Genomic DNA, 17,517 nt, shown 5'->3' on the forward strand with positions numbered 1-17,517 from the left:
CCTCGTGAAAGGAGCCACCGTGGCACGCTTCTGCGCCTGTCTCGCCCCGACGTCCGACCGGGCCCGCGGCCATCTGCTGGCCATGGGAGCGTCCGTCGCCGCCGAAACCGCCCCGGCCCCGGCGGGGTTCGGGCTGATCGCGGCCGAACCGGGCCGTGCGGCGGGACCGTTCGAGGCGTACGGGCGGCGGGCGGTGGGCGAGGTCACCCTGCACAACCGTTCCGCCCTGCGCGCCGCCCTGCGCCGGCACGGGGACCCCGCGCCCGCGGAGTGCGCCGACGGTGAACTGCTGTTGCGCTGCTGGGCGTTGCTCGGTGAGGCGGGAGTGGCGCTCGCCGAGGGGATGTTCGTCCTGGCGGTCGCGGACGGTCCCGACCTGGTGCTGGTGCGCGACCACGTGGGCAGCCGGACGATGTTCTACGCGCGGGCGGGCGACGCCTGGGCGGCGTCCACGTCGCTGCGGGCGCTGCGGCGCTGGCCGGCGCTCGGCGCCTCGCTGAACCTCGCCGCGGTCCGCTCCTTCCTGACGTTCGCCTACCTGCCGGGCGAGGAGACGCTGCTGACCGGGGTGCGCGAGATGCTGCCCGGCAGGATCCTGCGGCTGACGCCCGACGGAACAGCCGTCCCGTCGGTGTTCTGGGAGCCGCGCGAGCGGCTGGAGCAGCCCGCCCCCGACAGTCCCGACGGCCATGTCCGGACCCTGCGGGCACTGCTGGAGACCGCGACGGCCGAGCGGCTGCCGGCCGCCGAGCCAGCGGCGGTGCTGCTGTCCGGCGGCGTCGACAGTTCCCTGGTCACGGCGCTCGCGGCGAAGCTGCACCACCATCCGGTGCACACGTACTCGATCAGCTTCGGCGACGGCCTCCCCAACGAGCTGGGCTACTCGGGGCTGGTCGCGGCGCACTGCCACACCCGCCACCGGGTGCTGAACGTCTCCGGGGCCACCGTCGCGGCCCGGCTGGCGGAGGCCGCGGCCCTGCTGGACAGCCCGGTCGGCGACCCGTTGACGGTCCCCAATCTGATCCTGGCGGAGACGGTCGCCGCGGACGGGGCTTCGGTGGTGCTGAACGGCGAGGGCGGCGACCCCGTCTTCGGCGGCCCGAAGAACCTCCCCATGCTGGTGCAGGAGATGCACCGCTCCCCCGGCGCGCCCTGGGACGAGGACCGGGCGACGGCCTACGTGCGCGCGTACCGCAAGTGCTGGACCGACCTCCCGGAACTGCTGTCGCCGCAAGCGCTGCGGTCCCTGGAGGACGCTCCGCTCCCGCAGCGCCTGGTGGCCCCGTACCTCGTGGAGGGGCCGGAGAGCCCGTACCGGATGGGCGCGTTGCTCAACCAGTTGCTGCACTGCAACCTGCGGACCAAGGGCGCCCATCACATCCTCACCAAGGTCGAGCGGCTCACCTCCTCGCAGGGGGTGGAGGGGCGCTCGCCGCTCTTCGACCGCCGGGTGGTGGACCACGCGTTCGCCACTCCCCCGGAGTTCAAGCTGCGCGGGACCGCGGAGAAGTGGGTGCTGAAGGAGGCGGTGCGCGATCTGCTCCCCGGCACGGTGGTGGACCGCCCGAAGAGCGGGATGCGGGTCCCGGTCCAGCAGTGGCTGACCGGTCCTCTGCGCGAGCTGGGCAACGACCTGCTGCTCGGGCGCGGGGCCCGTCGCCGGGGACTGTTCCGCCAGGACACGGTCCGCACCTGGATGAAGGGGGGCGGCACGCTCCTGCCCCGCCAGGGCGGCAAACTCTGGCTCGTCCTCACCCTGGAGCTGTGGCTGGACTCGTACGACCTGTGAGGCGGAGCCGGTGCGGGAAGATCCACGCGCGGCCTTCACCCGGTCCCGGCGAACTCCCCCACAGGCGGCGGTCGTACCGTATGACCTGTCCCGATGTGACCACGAAGGCGGTTGCCGCATGGCCCTGTTCGACATGTCCCTGGAAGAACTGCGCACGTACCGGAGCCGGTCCGTGGAACCGGAGGACTTCGACGCCTTCTGGTCCACGACGCTGGAGGAGACCGCGAACCACCCCCTGGACGTCCGCTTCACCCCCCGGGAGACCGGGCTGAAGACCGTCGAGGTGTACGACGTGACCTACGCGGGATTCGGCGGCCACCCGGTGAAGGGCTGGTTCGTCCTCCCGGCCGGCACCACCGGACCGGTCCCCGTGGTGGTGGAGTTCATCGGTTACGGCGGCGGGCGCGGCCTGCCGCACACCCATCTGCTGTACGCCTCCGCCGGGTTCGCTCATTTCGTGATGGACACCCGGGGCCAGGGCAGCGGGTGGGCGCCGGGCGCCACGGCCGACCCGGTGGGCAGCGCGCCCGCGTACCCCGGTTTCCTCACCCGGGGGATCGAGGACCCGCGGGAGTACTACTACCGCCGGGTCTACACCGACGCGGTGCGGGCCGTGGAGGCGGCGCGGGCGCATCCGCTGGTCGACGCCGCGCGCACGGCGGCGGTGGGGATCAGCCAGGGCGGCGGGATCACGCTCGCCGTCTCCGGTCTGGTGCCGGATCTCGCGGCGGTGGTGCCGGACGTCCCGTTCCTCTGCGACTTCCCGCGGGCCCTGACGCTGACCGACCGCAACCCCTACCGCGAGGTCGGCAACTACCTCAAGACGCACCGGGGCCGCGCCGAGCAGGCGAGGCGGACGCTCTCGTACTTCGACGGCGTGCACTTCGCCGCGCGGGCGACCGCGCCCGCGCTGTTCTCCACGGCGCTGGAGGACCAGACCTGCCCGCCGTCCACGGTGTACGCCGCGTTCAACGCCTACGCGCACGCCGAGAAGTCGATCGAGGTCTACGACTTCAACGACCACGAGGGCGGCGGCCCGTTCCAGGAGGCGGCCCGGCTCGCCTGGCTGCCGGGGCGGCTGACGGCCTGACGGGCGCGGGCCGGTCCGCCCCACGCGGGGCGACCGGCCCGGACCGGTCAGAAGGTGACGGCGTCGCGGACGAGCGGACTGGTCATGCAGTGGCCGCCGCCGCGCCCCCGGCCGAGCTCCGCGCCGACGATCTCGATGACCTCCACGCCGGCCTTCCGCAGCAGGGCGTTGGTCTGCGTGTTCCGGTCGTAGGTGAAGACGACGCCGGGCTCCAGCGCGACCGCGTTGTTCCCGCTGTCCCACTGCTGGCGCTCGGAGGCGTACTCGTCCCCGCCGGTCTCGATGATCCGCAGCCTTCCGGTCAGGCCGAGGCCGTCGGCGACCACGTCCGTGAACGGGGTGGCGCCCTCGTCGACGATGTCGACCCCCGCCGGCCCGTCGCCGGGGCGCAGCGAGAAGGTGTGGACGGCCTCCATGATCTTCGGGTAGAGCGTCACGATGTCGCGGTCGGCGAAGGTGAAGACGGTGTCCAGGTGCATCGCCGAGCGGAGTTTGGGCATGCCCGCTACGATGACGTGCTCGGCGGCGCCGTGGGCGAACAGCGACGCGGCCACCTGGGTGATCGCCTGCCGGGAGGTGCGCTCACTCATGCCCATGAGGACGACGCCGTTGCCGACCGGCATGATGTCGCCGCCCTCGAAGGTGGCCTGGCCCCAGTCCCGCTCCGGGTCGCCCCACCACACGGTGGCGTCCTGGTAGTCGGGGTGGAAGGTGTAGATCGCCTTCATCAGCAGGGTCTCGCCGTGGCGCGCGGGCCAGAACAGGGGGTTGAGGGTGACCCCGCCGTACAGCCAGCAGGTGGTGTCCCGGGTGTAGAGGGTGTTCGGCAGCGGCGGCATCAGGTACTCGCGGGACGCCGTGGACTCGCGGGCCAGCGCGAGGTAACCGGAGCGGAACTCGTCGGGGAGGTCCGAGGTGGACAGTCCGCCGATGAGGTGATCGGCGAGCGGGCGCAGCTCCAGCGTCTCCAGGAAGGCGCGGGTTCCGTCGACGAGCCCGAGGCCGACCTCGTTGGCGGTGATCTTGCGGTCCAGCAGCCAGTCCCGGGCGCCGGGGACGGCCATGGTCTCGGCGAGCAGTTCGTGCAGTTCGACGACCTCCACGCCGGCCCCGCGCATCTTGGCGACGAAGTCGGCGTGGTCGCGCTGGGCGTTCTCCACCCACATCACGTCGTCGAACAGCAGGTCGGCGGAGTTGGTCGGGGTGAGCCTGCGGTGCGCCATGCCGGGCGCGCAGACCAGGACCTTGCGCAGCTTGCCGACCTCGGAGTGGACGCCGAGCGCCGGTCGGGGGGTGGGGAGGTCGGTCACGGCAGGAGCCTTTCGGAAGGGTGTGGACGCCGGTGGGTGCCTGCGGGCGGACGGGTCACAGCTCGATCCAGCCCGCGGCCAGCGCGATCACGCCGAGGACGGCGCCGACCACGGAGAGCCCGCAGAGCACGGCCTCGGCGGGCGAGAACGCGCGGCGGTTCTGCTCCTGGCGGGCCTTGACGAACAGGATGGTGGAGGGCGCGTAGAGGATGAACGAGACCAGGACGGACTTCAGCCCGGCCGCGTACAGCAGGAAGGCGGTGTAGAGGACGGCCAGGGCGGCGATCACGAGTTCGCTCCGGGTGGAGCGCCCCACCGCTCCCTCCTGTTCGGGCCGCAGCGCGAGCTTGACCGCGAACGCCGCCGCCAGCAGGAACGGGATCAGGCTCAGCGCGCTCGTCAGGTCGAGAGCGAAGTTGAAGGCGTCGTCCGAGAACAGCGTGATGACGAGCACGATCTGGCTGAGCGCGGTCGTCATCAGGAGGGCGGGCACGGGCACGTCCTCGGAGGTGGCGCGCCGCAGGAAGCGGGGCATGTCGTCGTCCTTGGCGGCGACGAAGAGCACCTCCGCCGCCATCAGCGTCCACGCCAGATAGGCGCCGAGGACGGAGACGATGAGTCCGATGCTGACGAACCAGGTGCCCCAGGGGCCGACCGCCGCTTCCAGGACGCCGGCCATGGACGGCTGGCGCAGTTCGGCGATCTCGCCCATCGGCATGAGGCCGTAGGAGACGATGGTGACCGAGGCGAAGACGGCGAAGACACTGAGGAAGCCGAGCAGGGTGGCGCGTCCGACGTCCTCGCGGCGCTTGGCGTGCCGGGAGTAGACGCTGGCCCCCTCGACGCCGAGGAAGACGAAGACGGTGGCGAGCATCGTGCCGCGCACCTGTTCGAAGAGGGAGCCCGCGTAGTCGGCGCCGCCGAAGTTGTCCGCGAACGCGGACGGGTCGAAGTAGAAGAGCGCCAGGACCACGAAGAACAGGATCGGGACGATCTTCGCCACGGTGACGATGCGGTTGATCGCCGCCGCTTCCTTCACGCCGCGCCGGATGAGCAGGAAGAACCCCCACAGCCCCACGGAGGACAGCACGATGGCGAGCAGCGTGTCGCCGTCGCCGAGCGCGGGCCAGATCGCCCCCACCGTCGACATGATGAGCACCCAGTAGGTGACGTTGCCGACGCAGGCGCTGGCCCAGTAGCCGAAGGCGGAGAAGAAGCCGAGGTATTCGCCGAACCCCGCCTTGGCGTAGGCGTACACACCCGCGTCCAGGTCGGGTCTGCGGACGGCGAGCGCCTGGAAGACGAAGGCGAGCATCAGCATGCCGACGCCCGCGACGGTCCAGGAGATCAGGGCGCCGGCGACGCCCGTCTCGGCGGCGAACCTGCCGGGCAGCGAAAAGACGCCTGCGCCCACCATGGACCCGACGACCATCGCGGTCAGGGTCAGCAGTGTCAGTTTGACGGCGGGCCGCTCGGTGGCGCTTCCGGTGTCCGTCGCGGAGGCGCTCATCGCGCACCGCCTCCGTGCCGGTGGGCCGTCAAGGGCCTCGCAGCGGTGCGTCGTTCCCGCCCCCGGTCCGCGGATCCGTTCTTCGCCGGACTGTCGTCGGCCACATCAACTCCGGTTCATATGCGCGATCTGTCCGTATGTGAGCGCAATATCACGATAAAGAGGAAACGGCATTCACAGGCTTTTTGCGGTCTATATTCCGTGTGTCATCTTATGGTGCCCCCTGAGTGGTGCGCGCCACAGGTGCCCTCGGGCCCCGGCCGACGGGACGGAGGCCCCGCGCCCGAGGGGCCCGCCGGTGCGACCCGTGTTTACGTGGAAGAGGCCGGTCCGCCCCGGCGGCCGCCGCCTCCCCCGTCCCCGGCCCGCGGAGCACACCGTGCGGAAGAACCCCCGCCTTCACGACCGACTCGCCGTCGTCACCGGAGCCGCGCGCGGGCTCGGCGCCGGCCTCGCCCACGAACTGGCCGGGCGGGGCATGCGGCTGGCCCTGCTCGGCAGGGAGTCCGAGACGCTCGCCACCGTCGCCGCCTCGCTGCCCACCGAGGCGCACTGCTTCGAGGTGGACGTCACCGACGACGCGGCGATGGCGCGGACCGCGCGCGAGATCACCGAACGGATGGGGCCCGCCTCGGTGGTGGTGGCCAACGCCGGGGTCGCCGAGGGCGGGCCGTTCGCCGGCTCGGACCCGGTGACCTGGCGGCGCGTCGTCGAGGTGAACCTGGTGGGCAGCGCCGTCACCGCCCGGTCCTTCCTCCCCGGTCTGCTCGCCACCCGCGGCTACTTCCTCCAGATCGCCTCGACGGCGGCCTTCGGCGCGGCCCCGATGATGAGCGCGTACTGCGCCTCCAAGGCGGGGGCCGAGTCCTTCGCCCAGTCGCTGCGGGCCGAACTCGGACCGCAGGGAGTCGCCGTGGGGATCGCCTACCTGAGCTGGACCGGCACCGACATGATCCGCGACGCCGACCAGTACGGGGTGCTGCGCGAGCTGCGCCGCCACATGCCCGCGCCGGCCCGCAAGGTGTTCCCGGTGGAGACCGTCGCCCGCTGGGTCGCCCGCGGCGTCGACCACCGCTCCCCCACCGTCTACGCCCCGCCGTGGCTCCGTGCGGTCCAGCCGGTCCGGCCCTTCCTGCCGCCGCTGGTCGCCCTCGTCTCGCGGCGGGAGCTGCCCCGACTGGCCCAACACACCGACTTCTCCCCGACCGGCCTGCTGGGCAGGGGCGGCGACGCCGACCGGCGGGGCGCCGGCATCGGAGGCCGGCCGGACTGAACGGGCGGGCACCGGGCAGGCGGAGGGGGTGCCCGGGTGGCCGGACCCCCCGGCCGGGTGTCCAGTGGAAAGCCGGGGCAGACCGCCCCCCGCGCGCATCGGGGGACCACCGGCCTGCGCGTCCGTCCCCTCCGCAGCGAAAGACCGGGAGTACTCACATGGCCGTCCGACACCACCTCGTCGCCCGCCCGCCGGAAGCCGTGTGGGCGTTCCTCAGCGACCCGTCGCGGTACGGCGAATGGGTCGTCGGCACCTCCGACTCGCAGCCCGACGAGGGCCGCTGGCCCGAGGTGGGAGCCTCCCTCACCTACACGGTGCGGATCGGGCCGGTGGAACTGCGAGGCCACACGGTGGTCCGCCGCAGCGAAGCGCCGGGCATCCTCGAACTGGAGGCGTACAGCGGCCCGCTGGGCAGCGCCCGGATCGCCTTCGACATCCGCCCCTGGGGGGAGGGCACCCTGGTGGTTCTGGACGAGCACCCGCTGCGCGGGATGGGCGCCCGGGTCCACAACGCCGTCGCCGACGCCCTGATCCAGGTGCGGCACCGCAAGATGCTCAGCCGCCTCGGCGAACAGGTGGAAGCGATGACCACCCGGACCGGGGCCCGCCATGGCTGACGCGGTGGTGGTGGGCAGCGGCCCCAACGGGCTGGTCGCGGCCAACCTGCTGGCCGATGCCGGCTGGGACGTCGAAGTCCTGGAGGCACAGGACACCCACGGCGGCGCGGTCCGCAGCGACCGCGGCGTGCACCCGGACTACGTCTCCGACCTCTTCAGCTCCTTCTATCCGCTCGCCGCCGCCTCCCCCGTCATCGCGTCGCTGGGCCTGGACCGTGACGGACTGGAGTGGAGCCACGCCGGTCACGTGCTGGCCCATCCGCTGCTCGACGGCCGCTGCGCGGTCCTCGACCGGGACCACGACGTGACCGCGGCGTCGCTGGACGCCTTCGCGCCCGGCGACGGGCAGGCCTGGCAGGAACTCTGCCGCACCTGGGACGGGCTGCGCGAGGGCATCCTCGACGCCCTGTTCACCCCCTTCCCGCCGGTCCTCGCGGCGGGAAAGCTGGCGCTGCGCCTGCACGACACGGACGCGTTGCGGCTGGCCCGCTCCCTGGTGCTGCCGGTGCGGCGGTTCGGACAGGAGGAGTTCGGCGGCGAGGGCGGCGGCCTGCTCCTCGCCGGCAACGCGCTGCACGCGGACCTGGCCCCCGAGGCGGCGGGCAGCGGCGGCTTCGGCTGGCTGATGTCGATGCTGGGCCAGACCTACGGCTTTCCCGTCCCGGTCGGCGGCGCGGGCGCGCTCACCGACGCCCTGGTGCGCCGGCTGGAGCGGCTCGGCGGGACCGTGCGGTGCGGGCAGCGGGTCAGCGAGATCGTGGTGCGCGGCGGCCGCGCGGTCGGCGTCCGCACCGCCGACGGCGGCGCGGTGCGCGCCCGCAGGGCGGTCCTGGCGGACGTGTCCGCACCCGAGCTGTACGGCTCGCTGGTGGCGCCCGAACACCTGCCGGGCAAGGTGCTGGACGACGTACGCCGGTTCCAGTGGGATTTCGCCACCTTCAAGGTGGACTGGGCGCTGGACGGCCCGGTCCCCTGGACCGCGCCTCAGGCGTCCGGGGCGGGCACGGTGCACCTGGCGGAGGGCGTCGACGCCCTGACGCTGTTCGCGGCCCACATCGCCATGGGCCTGGTCCCCGAGCGGCCGTTCGCGCTGGTGGGACAGATGACGACGGCCGACCGCACCCGCTCCCCCGAGGGCACCGAGTCGGCCTGGGCCTATACGCACGTCCCGCACACCGTCAAGGGCGACGCCGGCCCCGACGGGCTGACCGGCCGCTGGGACCAGCGGGAACGCGAGGCGATGGCCGACCGCGTCGAGGAACAGGTGGAGCGGTACGCCCCCGGCTTCCGCGACCGGGTACGCGCCCGCCGGATCCTGTCCCCGCCGGACCTGCAGGCCGCCGACGCCAACCTCCACGGCGGCGCCATCAACGGCGGCACCGCGGGGCTGCACCAGCAACTGGTGTTCCGTCCGGTGCCCGGCACGGGGCGTCCCACCACCGCGGTCACGGGCCTGTACCTGGCGTCGGCCTCCGCCCATCCGGGAGGCGGGGTGCACGGCGCTCCCGGCGCCAACGCGGCCCGCGCCGCGCTGCACTCCGACCGCCTCGCCCGCCGGGTCTTCTCCTCCGCCCGGAGGGCGCTCGGGCACCGCGGCGGCGACGCCGAGAGCGGAGCCCTCGGCGCGGTCCGCCGGATCTGACGCGGTCCCCGCACGCGGGCGTGGCGCGCGGTGCGCCGCCCCCGCGTGCGGGCGGCCGCCGTCGGAGGGACGGTTGAAGCATGACAACGGCACTGAACCCCCCGACCGAGACCCCGCAGGGCGAAGGCTGCACCAGCGAGGCGCACCAGGAACGGGCCGACGGAGGCATGTGGGAACACCCCGTGCTGTGGGCGGCCCTGATCGTCGTCGGCGCGGCCGTGGTGGCCGGCTACTTCGCCGCGCGCGTCTTCGGATTCACATGAGCGCCCGGTCCACCGCCGCGGCACTGCTCGACGCACACGGCACCACCTACGCCCAGGAGGCCGGCATCCGGCTGCGCGACACCCCGCAGCCGCTCTACCAACTCCTCGTCCTGAGCCTGCTGCTGAGCACCCGGATCCGGGCCTCCGTCGCGGTCGCCGCCGCCCGCGCCCTGTACGCCCACGGGATGCGCACCCCCCGCCGGACGGCGGACGCCACCTGGCAGCAGCGCGTCGACGCGCTCGGCGAAGGCGGCTACCGCCGCTACGACGAACGCACCGCGACCCAGCTCGGCGAGGGCGCGACGCTGCTCCTGGAGACGTACGGCGGCGACCTGCGGAGGCTGCGCCGGCGTGCGGACGGCGATCTCGACGTGCTCCGCGACGGGTTGCGCCGCACCCCCGGCATCGGTCCGGTGGGCGCGGACATCTTCCTCCGCGAGGCGCAGGACGTCTGGCCGGAGGCGGCCCCGTACTTCGACGCCAAGGCCCGGCAGGGCGCGGAACGGCTGGGCCTGCCCACGGATCCCGCCGCCCTCGCGCGGCTGTCGGGCGGTCACGGTCCGTCGGTCCTCGCCGCCGCGCTGGTGCGCGCCGCTCTGGACCGGACATCGTCCGGTCCGTGACCGGCGGTTGATCTCCGGAGTTCAGGCAGGCAGCGGACGGCCTCGGGCGGCAGACCGCCCCGCCGCACGGCCGCCGTGCGGCGGGGCGCCCGTGCGTCGGGGCGGGTGACTCACGACGGGGACGGCGGCTCCGTCCGGCACGTCACCAGTAGTGACGCCTTCCACCGACGGCGCGGCCGGTGGCGCCGAGGATCCACAGGACGGCGCCGATCACCAGCAGCACGATCCCGATGGTCCACAGGACGGAGATCCCGGCGATCAGTCCGATGACCAGCAGGATGATTCCGAGAACGATCATGACGCTCTCCCCTCTGTCCGAGCGATTCCATTATGCGCCCGTATGTCCGTATTCGGGTTGTCGACCGCCGGAACGTTTCCGGATGGGCCTTCCCGAGATGCGCGACACGCCGAGTGGCACAAGCCTGGTGCCATGGCAGAACAGCGTCGCAAACGAGCCGGAGACTCCTCGACCGCCACCGCTCGGCGCCCCCGCGCGGGCGGCCCCGAGCACGCGGCGCGCTCCGCCTCCCAGAGCCTCGAAGGCCTCATCGGCCACCCCGCGGAGGGCGTGTCCGCGGTCCGCCGCGCGGACGACGGGTGGTGCGTCGTCGTGGACGTCCTGGAAGTTCCCCGGATTCCCGACACCACCAGCCTGCTCGCCTCCTACGAGGTGCAGCTGGACAAGGACGGCGAACTCCTGGAGTACCGGCGGGTGCGCCGGTACCGACGGGGTGCCGCCGACGAGTGACGCCGCGCCCCCAACGGAAGGACCCCCATGACCACCACCGAATACTCCGACGAAGTGATCTGCCGTCCACGGGCCGGCACGTTGTACGACGTGCTCGAACTCATCCTGGACCGGGGCATGGTGATCGACGTCTTCGTCCGGGTGTCCCTGGTCGGTATCGAGATCCTCAAAATCGACGCCCGGATCGTGGTGGCGAGCGTGGACACGTACCTGCGGTTCGCGGAGGCGTGCAACCGGCTCGACCTGGAGCGCGATTCGGGCAGCACCACCATCCCCGAACTGCTCGGCGGCACCGCCGCCAAGTCGATCGGCAAGCGCAAGGTCCGCAAGGCCGCCTCGAGCGTCGGCGACACCGTCCGCAAGGCGGTGGGAGCCGACGACGGCGACGACAGGGACGCCGGGACCGAGGAGACGGAGCGGCCCAGGAAGCGCCGCGCGCCGTCCCGCAGCTCCTCCGCCGCCAGCGGCACCACCCGACGACGCCGTGTGGAGGCGTGACCGTGACCGAGCACGGCGTGTACGTGTACGGCATCGTCGGCCGCGGCACGGCGGTGCCGGAGGGCATGGCCTGTGTCGGCGGTGCCGGTTCCCCGGCCAGGACGGTCGGCGCCGGCAAGGTCCGCGCCGTCGTCAGTGACGCCCCAGCCTCGTTGCGGGCCAGACGGCGCGACCTGCTGGCCCATCAGGAGCTGCTGATGCGGCTGGCGGAGAACGGCCCCGTGCTCCCGATGCGCTTCGGCATGGTGGCGACCGACGAACGGGCGGTGAGCGAGCGGCTGGCGGCCGACGAACGCGCCTGTCTCACCACGCTGAAGGAACTCGCCGACCGGGTCGAGGTCAACGTCAAGGCCTTCCCCGCACAGGACTCGCTCGCCTCGCTGCTCGCCGACGACGCGCGCATCCGGCGGTTGCGCGAGGAGGTGCGGCGCAGGCCTGGCTACGAGGCGAGCGTCCGGCTCGGCGAGGCCGTGGCCACCGCGCTGGCCCGGCGGGCCACCGAGGCGGGCCGCGACATCGCCCGTGAACTGGCCGGGCTGGCACGGTCGACGGTGCCGGGTCCCGAGGTCCACGGCTGCGTGCTCAACGCCTCGTTCCTGGTCGACCGGGACGTGCTCCCGGAGTTCCTCGACACGGCCCGGCGGCACGCGGGGGCGCGCGGCGAACACGTGGACCTCAGGATCGCCGGCCCACTCCCCTGTTACAGCTTCGTCGCGGACATCGCCTCCTCCCCCGCGCCCACGCCCGCCATGGTCGGGAGGCCGTCATGGGACTGATCACCGGACTGCTCACCCTGCCGCTCGCCCCCGTGCGGGGCGTGGTCTGGGTGGCGGAGAAGATCGAGGACGCCGCCGACCGCGAACTGCACGACCCCTCCGTGGTCCGCGCTCAACTCGCCGCCCTCAACCAGGATCTGGAGGACGGGCTGATCGACATCGAGGAGTTCGAACGTCAGGAAGAGACACTGCTCGACCGGCTCCACGCCACCCGCGTGGGCCCCGGCAGGACGATCGAAGGTGACTGACCCATGGAAGACAACACCAAGGTGACCCTCGCGGCGGCCGTGGTCGGCGGTTACGTGCTGGGCCGGACGAAGAAGGGCCGCGTGGCGCTCAGCGTCGCCACGTATCTCGCGGGCCGGCGTTTCGGGCTCGAACCCCGTCAGCTCGCCGCCGAAGGCGTGCGGCGCCTCGGCGAACTCCCCCAAATCGCCGAACTGCAGGAACAGTTGCGCGGCGAGGTCCTCGAAGCCGGCCGCGAAGCGGTGACGGCGGCGGCCAACCGGGGCATGAGCACGCTCGCCGACGCCATCGGAGACCGTACGGCGCGTCTCGGCCAACGCCCGGAGTCCGAGGAGGACGAGGAGGAGGAGGGCGAGGAGCCGGACGACGAGGAGTACGAGGACGAGGACGAGGGCCCGGAGGACGAGGGCCCGGAGGGCGAAGGCCCCGAGGACGAAGACGAAGACGAGGAGTACGAGGACGAGGAGTACGAGGACGAGGAGGAGCCGGACGACGAGGACGAAGAGCCGGACGGCGAAGAGCCGGACGACGACTACGAGGACGAAGACGGGGACGACGAGGAGGAGCCGGAAGAGGACGAGGAGGAAGAGCCGGAACCGCCGCGCCGGGAACGCAAGAGCGGTGGGTCCGGACGGTCCCGTCCCGCCCCCTCGAAGAAGGACGCCGAGGAGCCTCACGCCAAGAAGGCCGCCGAGGGCCCGGCGAAGAAGTCCGCGCCCGCCAAGAAGGCCGCTCCGGCCAAGAAGGCGCCCGCCAAGAAGACCCCCGCGAGCAAGACCGCCGCGAAGAAGGCTCCGGCCAAGAGGGCCGCGACCGGGAGGTCCGCCGCGAAGACTCCCGCCAAGAAGGCCGCCGCGAAGAAGACGGCCGCCAAGAAGGCGCCGGCGAAGAAGGCAGCCGCGAAGAAGTCGGCTCCGGCCAAGAAGACGGCGGCGAAGAAGAGTTCGCCGGCCAAGCGGACAGCGTCCAAGCGTGCCGACCGGCGGAGGTAGCCAGCGATGAGCAAGACCGAGAAGGACGAGAAGGACGAGGGCTCCGGCACCTCGGGAGTCGACCGGATCCGCGAGGAGCTGTCCGGCTATCTCTCGGCGCAGGTCGAGCGGCTGGCCGAGAAGGCCGGCGACAAGCTGACCGACGTGACGGGCAAGCTCGGCGACGTCACCGAGAACGGCGGATCGCTGCCGGCGATCGGCTCGCGCGTCCTGCAGGGCGAGTCCCCGGCGAAGGCGTTCGTGTCGGAGAAGGCCAAGAGCGTCAAGGACAACGTGGTCGACAAGGCGAAGAGCGCCTTCGGCGGCGGTGGCGGCAAGAGCAAGGGCAAGGCCGGCAGCGGCAAGTTCATGAACATCGTCGAGGTGCTCGACGTCGGAGTGCCGCTGCGGACCGCCTACGACCACTGGACGCAGTACGACAAGTTCGGCAGCTTCACCAAGGGCGTCCAGGACGTCACCAAGAACGACGAGTCGGAGAGCGACTGGAAGGTCAAGATCGGCCCTTCCAACCGGAGCTTCAAGGCGACCGTCCAGGAGCAGGTGCCGGACGAGCGGATCGTCTGGACCTCCGAGGGCGCCAAGGGCTCGGTGCGCGGCGCGGTCAGCTTCCACGAGCTGACGCCCACGCTGACCCGCGTCGTCCTCGTGATCGAGTACTACCCCTCCGGCTTCTTCGAGAAGACCGGCAACCTCTGGCGCGTCCAGGGGCGGCGGATGCGCCTGGACTTCAAGAACTTCCAGCGCTACGTCACCCTGACCGACGAGGAGCCCGAGGACGCCTGGCGCGGCACGATCCGCGACGGTGAGGTCGTCGTCTCCCACGAGGACGCCGTCGAGGAGGAAGAGGCCGCCGAGGACGAGGAGTCGGAGGGCGAGGAGTCCGAGGGCGAGGAGTCCGAGGAGGAGCCGGAGGAGGACGGCGAGGCCGAGGACGACGACGCGTACGACGAGGACGAAGAAGAAGGCGACGAGGAGGAAGAGGGCGAGGAAGAGCCCGGGGACGAGGACGAGGAGGAAGAGGAACCGGAGGACGAAGAGGAAGAGGAGCCGGAGGAAGAGGAAGAGCCGGCGCCTCGGCGGAAGAGGGCACGGGGACGTCACCGTGACTGATCTGGATCACCGCCGGGCCGACTATCCGGTCCCCGGGCCTCAGACCACCAACCTCGCGGACATTCTGGAGCGGGTCCTCGACAAGGGCATCGTGATCGCGGGCGACATCAAGATCGACCTGCTCGACATCGAGCTGCTCACCATCCGTCTCCGGTTGTTCGTCGCGTCCGTGGACACCGCGAAGAAGGCCGGCATCGACTGGTGGGAGACCGACCCGGCGCTCTCCTCGAAGGCGTCCCGCAGCGCGCTCCAGGACGAGAACCGGGAGCTGCGCGAGCGCATCGAGGAACTGGAGGCGAGATCGGGCGGCGCCGGATCCGACCGGGACGAGGACACCGCCCGGCTGCCGGGGACCGACCGGAGCAAGGAGAAGCAGCGCACATGACGACACCGCGCACCGGGTCCACGGACGCCGGATCCGCACTCTACGTGTTCGCCGTCTGCCGCGACGCGGATCCGTCCGCCGTGGCGGCGGTCCCCGGGTTCGAGGGCGGTGAGACCGTGCGCACCCTGTCGTTCGGGCCGCTCACCGCGGTGGTGCAGACGGTGCCCGCCGCCGACTTCACCGACGAGGTGTGGCAGGCGCGCCTCGGCGACCGGGGCGAACTGGAGCGGTACGCGCGCGCCCACCACGACGTGGTCACGGCGGTGGCGGCCTCCGCGCCGACGGTGCCGCTGCCGATGGCGACGCTGTACCACGGGGAGGACAGCGCCCTGACCGCGCTGGCCGACCGGGCCGCCGGCTTCGAACGGGTGCTGGCCCGGGTGGCGCACCACGCGGAGTGGGGCGTGAAGGTGTACGTACCGGCGTCGCCCGTGCCGGAACCGGAAGCAGAAACGGAACCGGAACCGGCACCGGAAGCGGCAGCGGCGCCGGCTCGGAGCGCCGCAGCGGTCGGGAGCGGCCCCGCGGGTCGCACTCCCCCGGCGCCCGGGGCGGGGCTCGCCTACCTGAATCGCCGGCGCGGCGTGCAGCGGCGGCGCGAGCGGCACCAGGTCGAGGCGGGGCGGGCGGCGGACACGGTGGACGCGGCGTTCCGCGAGGTCGCCGTCGAGGCGCGCCGGTTGCGTCTGCACGACGCGCAGGACACGGCCGACCGCCGGGTGCACGTCCTCAACGCCACCTATCTGGTGGCCGACGAACGTGCCGCCGAACTCGCCCACCTGGCGCGTTCATTGCGGGAGAGCAGCGGCGCGGAAGTGGTCCTGTCGGGGCCCTGGGTGCCGTATTCGTTCGTGGGAGAGGGAGTGGACGCGTGACCCGTGACCCGGTGCCCTGGAACAAACCCGAGCCGCTGAGCGGGCCCATCGGGGTGCCGCTGGTGGATCTGCTGGACCGGGTGCTGGCCACCGGGGTGGTGGTGAGCGGGGACCTGGTGATCGCCATCGCGGACGTGCCGCTGGTGCGCGTCTCGCTGCACGCGCTGCTGTCGTCGGTGAACGAGCGGGTGCCCGCGCCCTGGGCGGACGGCGGGCCGCTGTGACGGCGCAACGGCTGGACCTGGACCGGGACCAGTTGGGGCGTGACCTGGTCACCCTCGTCCTCACGGTGGTGGAGCTGCTGCGCCAGTTGATGGAGCGGCAGGCGATCCGGCGGGTCGAGCAGGGGGATCTGACCGACGCGCAGGCCGACGAGATCGGCACCACGCTGATGCTCCTGGACCAGCGCATGACCGAACTGTGCGAGCAGCACGGCGTACGACCCGAGGATCTCAATCTCGACTTGGGACCGCTGGGCAGCCTGCTGCCGCGCGACTGACACCGGGCCCCGAGGAGGGCGACCATGACCGCGACCGGCCTCCGTCCGCCACCCGACCTGCACTCCGCGCCGACGCCGCCGAAGGCGCGCGGCCCGCTGTCGGCGGCGGTCCTGGACCACCTGCGCGGCGCGGCGCCGGCGCCCGGCCCCGGGGCCGCGGCGGACGCCGAACCGTACGGCGAGGACCTGCAGTTGGCGCTGTACACCTGTTACGAGCTGCATTACCGCGGGTTCCGGGGCGTCGATCCGGCGCTGGAGTGGGATCCGCCGCTGCTGGCGGCGCGCGCGGCGATGGAGGAGCGGTTCCTGTCGGCGCTGCGGCGGGACGCGACACGGGACGAGCCGCTGGACGCCGTGCTCGGCGAGCTGCTGGTGGAGCCGGTGCACGGCTCCGGCGTGTCGGACTTCCTGAAGGATCGGGGCGAGCTGCGACAGGTGCGTGAGTACGCGGTGCAGCGCTCGCTGTACCACCTCAAGGAGGCCGATCCGCATGCCTGGGTGCTGCCCCGGCTGAGCGGGCGGGCCAAGGCGGGGATGGCGGCGATCGAGTACGACGAGTTCGGCGGCGGGCGCGAGGAGCGGGTGCACGCCCGGCTGTTCGCCGATCTGATGGCGGACCTCGGCCTGGTGACGACGTACGGCCACTACCTCGACGAGGGCAGCGCGGAGATGCTGGCGCTGGTCAACCTGATGTCGCTGTTCGGGCTGCACCGGGCGCTGCGGGGTGCGCTGGTGGGGCATTTCGCGGCGGTGGAGATCACCTCCTCACCCGCCTCCCGGCGGCTGGTGCAGGCGATGCGGCGGGTGGGGGCGGGGCCGGCGGCGGAGTTCTTCTACGCCGAGCACGTGGAGGCGGACGCGGTGCACGAGCAGGTGGTGCGCCGGGACGTGGTCGCCGGGCTGCTGGCCGACGAGCCGGGTCTTGAGGCCGACGTGACCTTCGGCGTCACGGCGACGTCGTTCCTGGAGGACCGGCTGGCGGACCGGCTGCTGACCGCCTGGCGGAGCTGACCGGGGCCGCCACTGGCGCGGCCGATCGTGCCGGGACGGGTCCGGGACGCGGGCCCCGGGAAAGGGGCGTATACCGGAAGGGAAGGCCGAAGACCGGCACCCGATCCTGCGGCACATCGCGGCGGGGCCGGTCGGTGAGGCGTGCCCCCTGCACCGGAGCCACGGTTCTCGGCCCCGGCCGACGCCGGGACCGCGGGCCGCCGGGGAATCCTGCCGCCGGGGTGGTACGCGGCCCCCGGCACGCGGAGCGCGCCCTCACG

21 protein-coding genes are annotated in these 17,517 nt (G+C 72.7%); 18 read left to right on the forward strand and 3 right to left on the reverse strand.

Annotation, left to right across the window (positions count from 1 at the left end; all coding sequences use genetic code 11):
* Positions 1 to 19 precede the first annotated feature (19 nt).
* The gene (locus Q0994_RS09540) at positions 20 to 1,789 is read left to right on the forward strand and encodes an asparagine synthetase B (RefSeq protein WP_299531581.1); all 1,770 of its coding nucleotides are present in this window, start codon (positions 20 to 22) and stop codon (positions 1,787 to 1,789) included.
* 118 nt (positions 1,790 to 1,907) lie between these two features.
* On the forward strand, positions 1,908 to 2,879 hold the full coding sequence (locus Q0994_RS09545) for an acetylxylan esterase (RefSeq protein WP_299531583.1): 972 nt from the start codon (positions 1,908 to 1,910) through the stop codon (positions 2,877 to 2,879).
* Positions 2,880 to 2,926: 47 nt separating this feature from the next.
* On the opposite strand, the gene Q0994_RS09550 is transcribed toward Q0994_RS09545, so the two are convergent.
* On the reverse strand, positions 2,927 to 4,189 hold the full coding sequence (locus tag Q0994_RS09550) for an arginine deiminase (RefSeq protein WP_299531585.1): 1,263 nt from the start codon (positions 4,187 to 4,189) through the stop codon (positions 2,927 to 2,929).
* A gap of 55 nt (positions 4,190 to 4,244) precedes the next feature.
* Complete coding sequence (locus tag Q0994_RS09555) at positions 4,245 to 5,699, reverse strand: basic amino acid/polyamine antiporter (RefSeq protein ID WP_299531588.1); 1,455 nt, start codon at positions 5,697 to 5,699, stop codon at positions 4,245 to 4,247.
* Between the two features lie 379 nt (positions 5,700 to 6,078).
* On the opposite strand from Q0994_RS09555, the gene Q0994_RS09560 reads away from it, so the two are divergent.
* From Q0994_RS09560 to Q0994_RS09580, 5 genes are all read left to right on the forward strand, one after another.
* Positions 6,079 to 6,972, forward strand: a complete 894-nt coding sequence (locus Q0994_RS09560) for an SDR family oxidoreductase (RefSeq protein WP_299531590.1) — start codon at positions 6,079 to 6,081, stop codon at positions 6,970 to 6,972.
* Positions 6,973 to 7,130: 158 nt separating this feature from the next.
* Complete coding sequence (locus Q0994_RS09565; protein WP_299531592.1) at positions 7,131 to 7,589, forward strand: SRPBCC family protein; 459 nt, start codon at positions 7,131 to 7,133, stop codon at positions 7,587 to 7,589.
* Positions 7,582 to 9,231, forward strand: a complete 1,650-nt coding sequence (locus tag Q0994_RS09570) for an NAD(P)/FAD-dependent oxidoreductase (RefSeq protein ID WP_299531593.1) — start codon at positions 7,582 to 7,584, stop codon at positions 9,229 to 9,231. The genes Q0994_RS09565 and Q0994_RS09570 overlap by 8 nt, the downstream gene beginning before the upstream one ends.
* Before the next feature lie 80 nt (positions 9,232 to 9,311).
* Positions 9,312 to 9,494 carry a hypothetical protein gene (locus tag Q0994_RS09575; protein ID WP_299531594.1) on the forward strand — a complete coding sequence of 61 codons (183 nt, stop codon included), beginning with the start codon at positions 9,312 to 9,314 and terminating at the stop codon, positions 9,492 to 9,494.
* Positions 9,491 to 10,117 carry an endonuclease gene (locus Q0994_RS09580; RefSeq protein WP_299531596.1) on the forward strand — a complete coding sequence of 209 codons (627 nt, stop codon included), beginning with the start codon at positions 9,491 to 9,493 and terminating at the stop codon, positions 10,115 to 10,117. The genes Q0994_RS09575 and Q0994_RS09580 overlap by 4 nt, the downstream gene beginning before the upstream one ends.
* 142 nt (positions 10,118 to 10,259) lie before the next feature.
* Here Q0994_RS09580 and Q0994_RS09585 read toward each other — a convergent pair whose 3' ends face one another.
* A complete protein-coding gene (locus Q0994_RS09585; RefSeq protein WP_299531597.1) occupies positions 10,260 to 10,415 on the reverse strand; it encodes a DUF6131 family protein in 156 nt (51 codons plus the stop codon).
* Positions 10,416 to 10,547: 132 nt separating this feature from the next.
* Between Q0994_RS09585 and Q0994_RS09590 the strand changes: the two genes are divergently transcribed.
* From Q0994_RS09590 to Q0994_RS09640, 11 genes are read left to right on the forward strand one after another with little or no spacing between them, the layout of a single operon-like run.
* On the forward strand, positions 10,548 to 10,865 hold the full coding sequence (locus Q0994_RS09590) for a gas vesicle protein (RefSeq protein WP_299531598.1): 318 nt from the start codon (positions 10,548 to 10,550) through the stop codon (positions 10,863 to 10,865).
* Positions 10,866 to 10,892: 27 nt separating this feature from the next.
* A complete protein-coding gene (gene gvpJ, locus Q0994_RS09595; RefSeq protein WP_299531600.1) occupies positions 10,893 to 11,363 on the forward strand; it encodes a gas vesicle protein GvpJ in 471 nt (156 codons plus the stop codon).
* Between the two features lie 2 nt (positions 11,364 to 11,365).
* Entirely contained in the window at positions 11,366 to 12,139 is a 774-nt protein-coding gene (locus tag Q0994_RS09600; RefSeq protein WP_299531603.1) for a GvpL/GvpF family gas vesicle protein, read from the forward strand.
* Positions 12,130 to 12,387, forward strand: coding sequence for a gas vesicle protein GvpG (locus Q0994_RS09605; protein WP_299531605.1), 258 nt, complete (start codon positions 12,130 to 12,132; stop codon positions 12,385 to 12,387). The genes Q0994_RS09600 and Q0994_RS09605 overlap by 10 nt, the downstream gene beginning before the upstream one ends.
* Positions 12,388 to 12,390: 3 nt before the next feature.
* Complete coding sequence (locus Q0994_RS09610) at positions 12,391 to 13,377, forward strand: histone protein (RefSeq protein WP_299531609.1); 987 nt, start codon at positions 12,391 to 12,393, stop codon at positions 13,375 to 13,377.
* A gap of 6 nt (positions 13,378 to 13,383) precedes the next feature.
* Entirely contained in the window at positions 13,384 to 14,487 is a 1,104-nt protein-coding gene (locus Q0994_RS09615; RefSeq protein ID WP_299531612.1) for an SRPBCC family protein, read from the forward strand.
* A complete protein-coding gene (locus Q0994_RS09620; RefSeq protein ID WP_299531615.1) occupies positions 14,480 to 14,872 on the forward strand; it encodes a gas vesicle protein in 393 nt (130 codons plus the stop codon). The genes Q0994_RS09615 and Q0994_RS09620 overlap by 8 nt, the downstream gene beginning before the upstream one ends.
* A complete protein-coding gene (locus Q0994_RS09625; protein ID WP_299531618.1) occupies positions 14,869 to 15,747 on the forward strand; it encodes a GvpL/GvpF family gas vesicle protein in 879 nt (292 codons plus the stop codon). Before Q0994_RS09620 ends, Q0994_RS09625 begins: the two co-directional genes overlap by 4 nt.
* Positions 15,744 to 15,971: a gas vesicle protein gene (locus Q0994_RS09630; protein ID WP_299531621.1), complete on the forward strand. Its 228-nt coding sequence runs from the start codon at positions 15,744 to 15,746 to the stop codon at positions 15,969 to 15,971. The genes Q0994_RS09625 and Q0994_RS09630 overlap by 4 nt, the downstream gene beginning before the upstream one ends.
* A complete protein-coding gene (locus Q0994_RS09635) occupies positions 15,968 to 16,246 on the forward strand; it encodes a gas vesicle protein K (RefSeq protein ID WP_299531624.1) in 279 nt (92 codons plus the stop codon). Before Q0994_RS09630 ends, Q0994_RS09635 begins: the two co-directional genes overlap by 4 nt.
* Before the next feature lie 24 nt (positions 16,247 to 16,270).
* Positions 16,271 to 17,257 (forward strand): iron-containing redox enzyme family protein, encoded by a 987-nt coding sequence (locus Q0994_RS09640; RefSeq protein WP_299531627.1) that lies wholly within the window; start codon positions 16,271 to 16,273, stop codon positions 17,255 to 17,257.
* Positions 17,258 to 17,517: the final 260 nt, after the last annotated feature.

The sequence above is a fragment of the uncultured Streptomyces sp. genome (genome assembly GCF_947488945.1).
In the GTDB taxonomy this organism is placed as follows: Bacteria; Actinomycetota; Actinomycetes; order Streptomycetales; family Streptomycetaceae; genus Streptomyces.

Bases quoted from the DNA above. Each gene is read 5' to 3' on its own strand.
- Q0994_RS09555 (WP_299531588.1), bottom strand. From the start codon at position 5,699: ATGAGCGCCTCCGCGACGGACACCGGAAGCGCCACCGAGCGGCCCGCC.
- Q0994_RS09605 (WP_299531605.1), top strand. From the start codon at position 12,130: ATGGGACTGATCACCGGACTGCTCACCCTGCCGCTCGCCCCCGTGCGG.
- Q0994_RS09640 (WP_299531627.1), top strand. From the start codon at position 16,271: ATGACCGCGACCGGCCTCCGTCCGCCACCCGACCTGCACTCCGCGCCG.
- Q0994_RS09625 (WP_299531618.1), top strand. From the start codon at position 14,869: ATGACGACACCGCGCACCGGGTCCACGGACGCCGGATCCGCACTCTAC.
- Q0994_RS09590 (WP_299531598.1), top strand. From the start codon at position 10,548: ATGGCAGAACAGCGTCGCAAACGAGCCGGAGACTCCTCGACCGCCACC.
- Q0994_RS09575 (WP_299531594.1), top strand. From the start codon at position 9,312: ATGACAACGGCACTGAACCCCCCGACCGAGACCCCGCAGGGCGAAGGC.
- Q0994_RS09615 (WP_299531612.1), top strand. From the start codon at position 13,384: ATGAGCAAGACCGAGAAGGACGAGAAGGACGAGGGCTCCGGCACCTCG.
- Q0994_RS09585 (WP_299531597.1), bottom strand. From the start codon at position 10,415: ATGATCGTTCTCGGAATCATCCTGCTGGTCATCGGACTGATCGCCGGG.
- Q0994_RS09610 (WP_299531609.1), top strand. From the start codon at position 12,391: ATGGAAGACAACACCAAGGTGACCCTCGCGGCGGCCGTGGTCGGCGGT.
- Q0994_RS09565 (WP_299531592.1), top strand. From the start codon at position 7,131: ATGGCCGTCCGACACCACCTCGTCGCCCGCCCGCCGGAAGCCGTGTGG.
- gvpJ (WP_299531600.1), top strand. From the start codon at position 10,893: ATGACCACCACCGAATACTCCGACGAAGTGATCTGCCGTCCACGGGCC.
- Q0994_RS09570 (WP_299531593.1), top strand. From the start codon at position 7,582: ATGGCTGACGCGGTGGTGGTGGGCAGCGGCCCCAACGGGCTGGTCGCG.
- Q0994_RS09580 (WP_299531596.1), top strand. From the start codon at position 9,491: ATGAGCGCCCGGTCCACCGCCGCGGCACTGCTCGACGCACACGGCACC.
- Q0994_RS09545 (WP_299531583.1), top strand. From the start codon at position 1,908: ATGGCCCTGTTCGACATGTCCCTGGAAGAACTGCGCACGTACCGGAGC.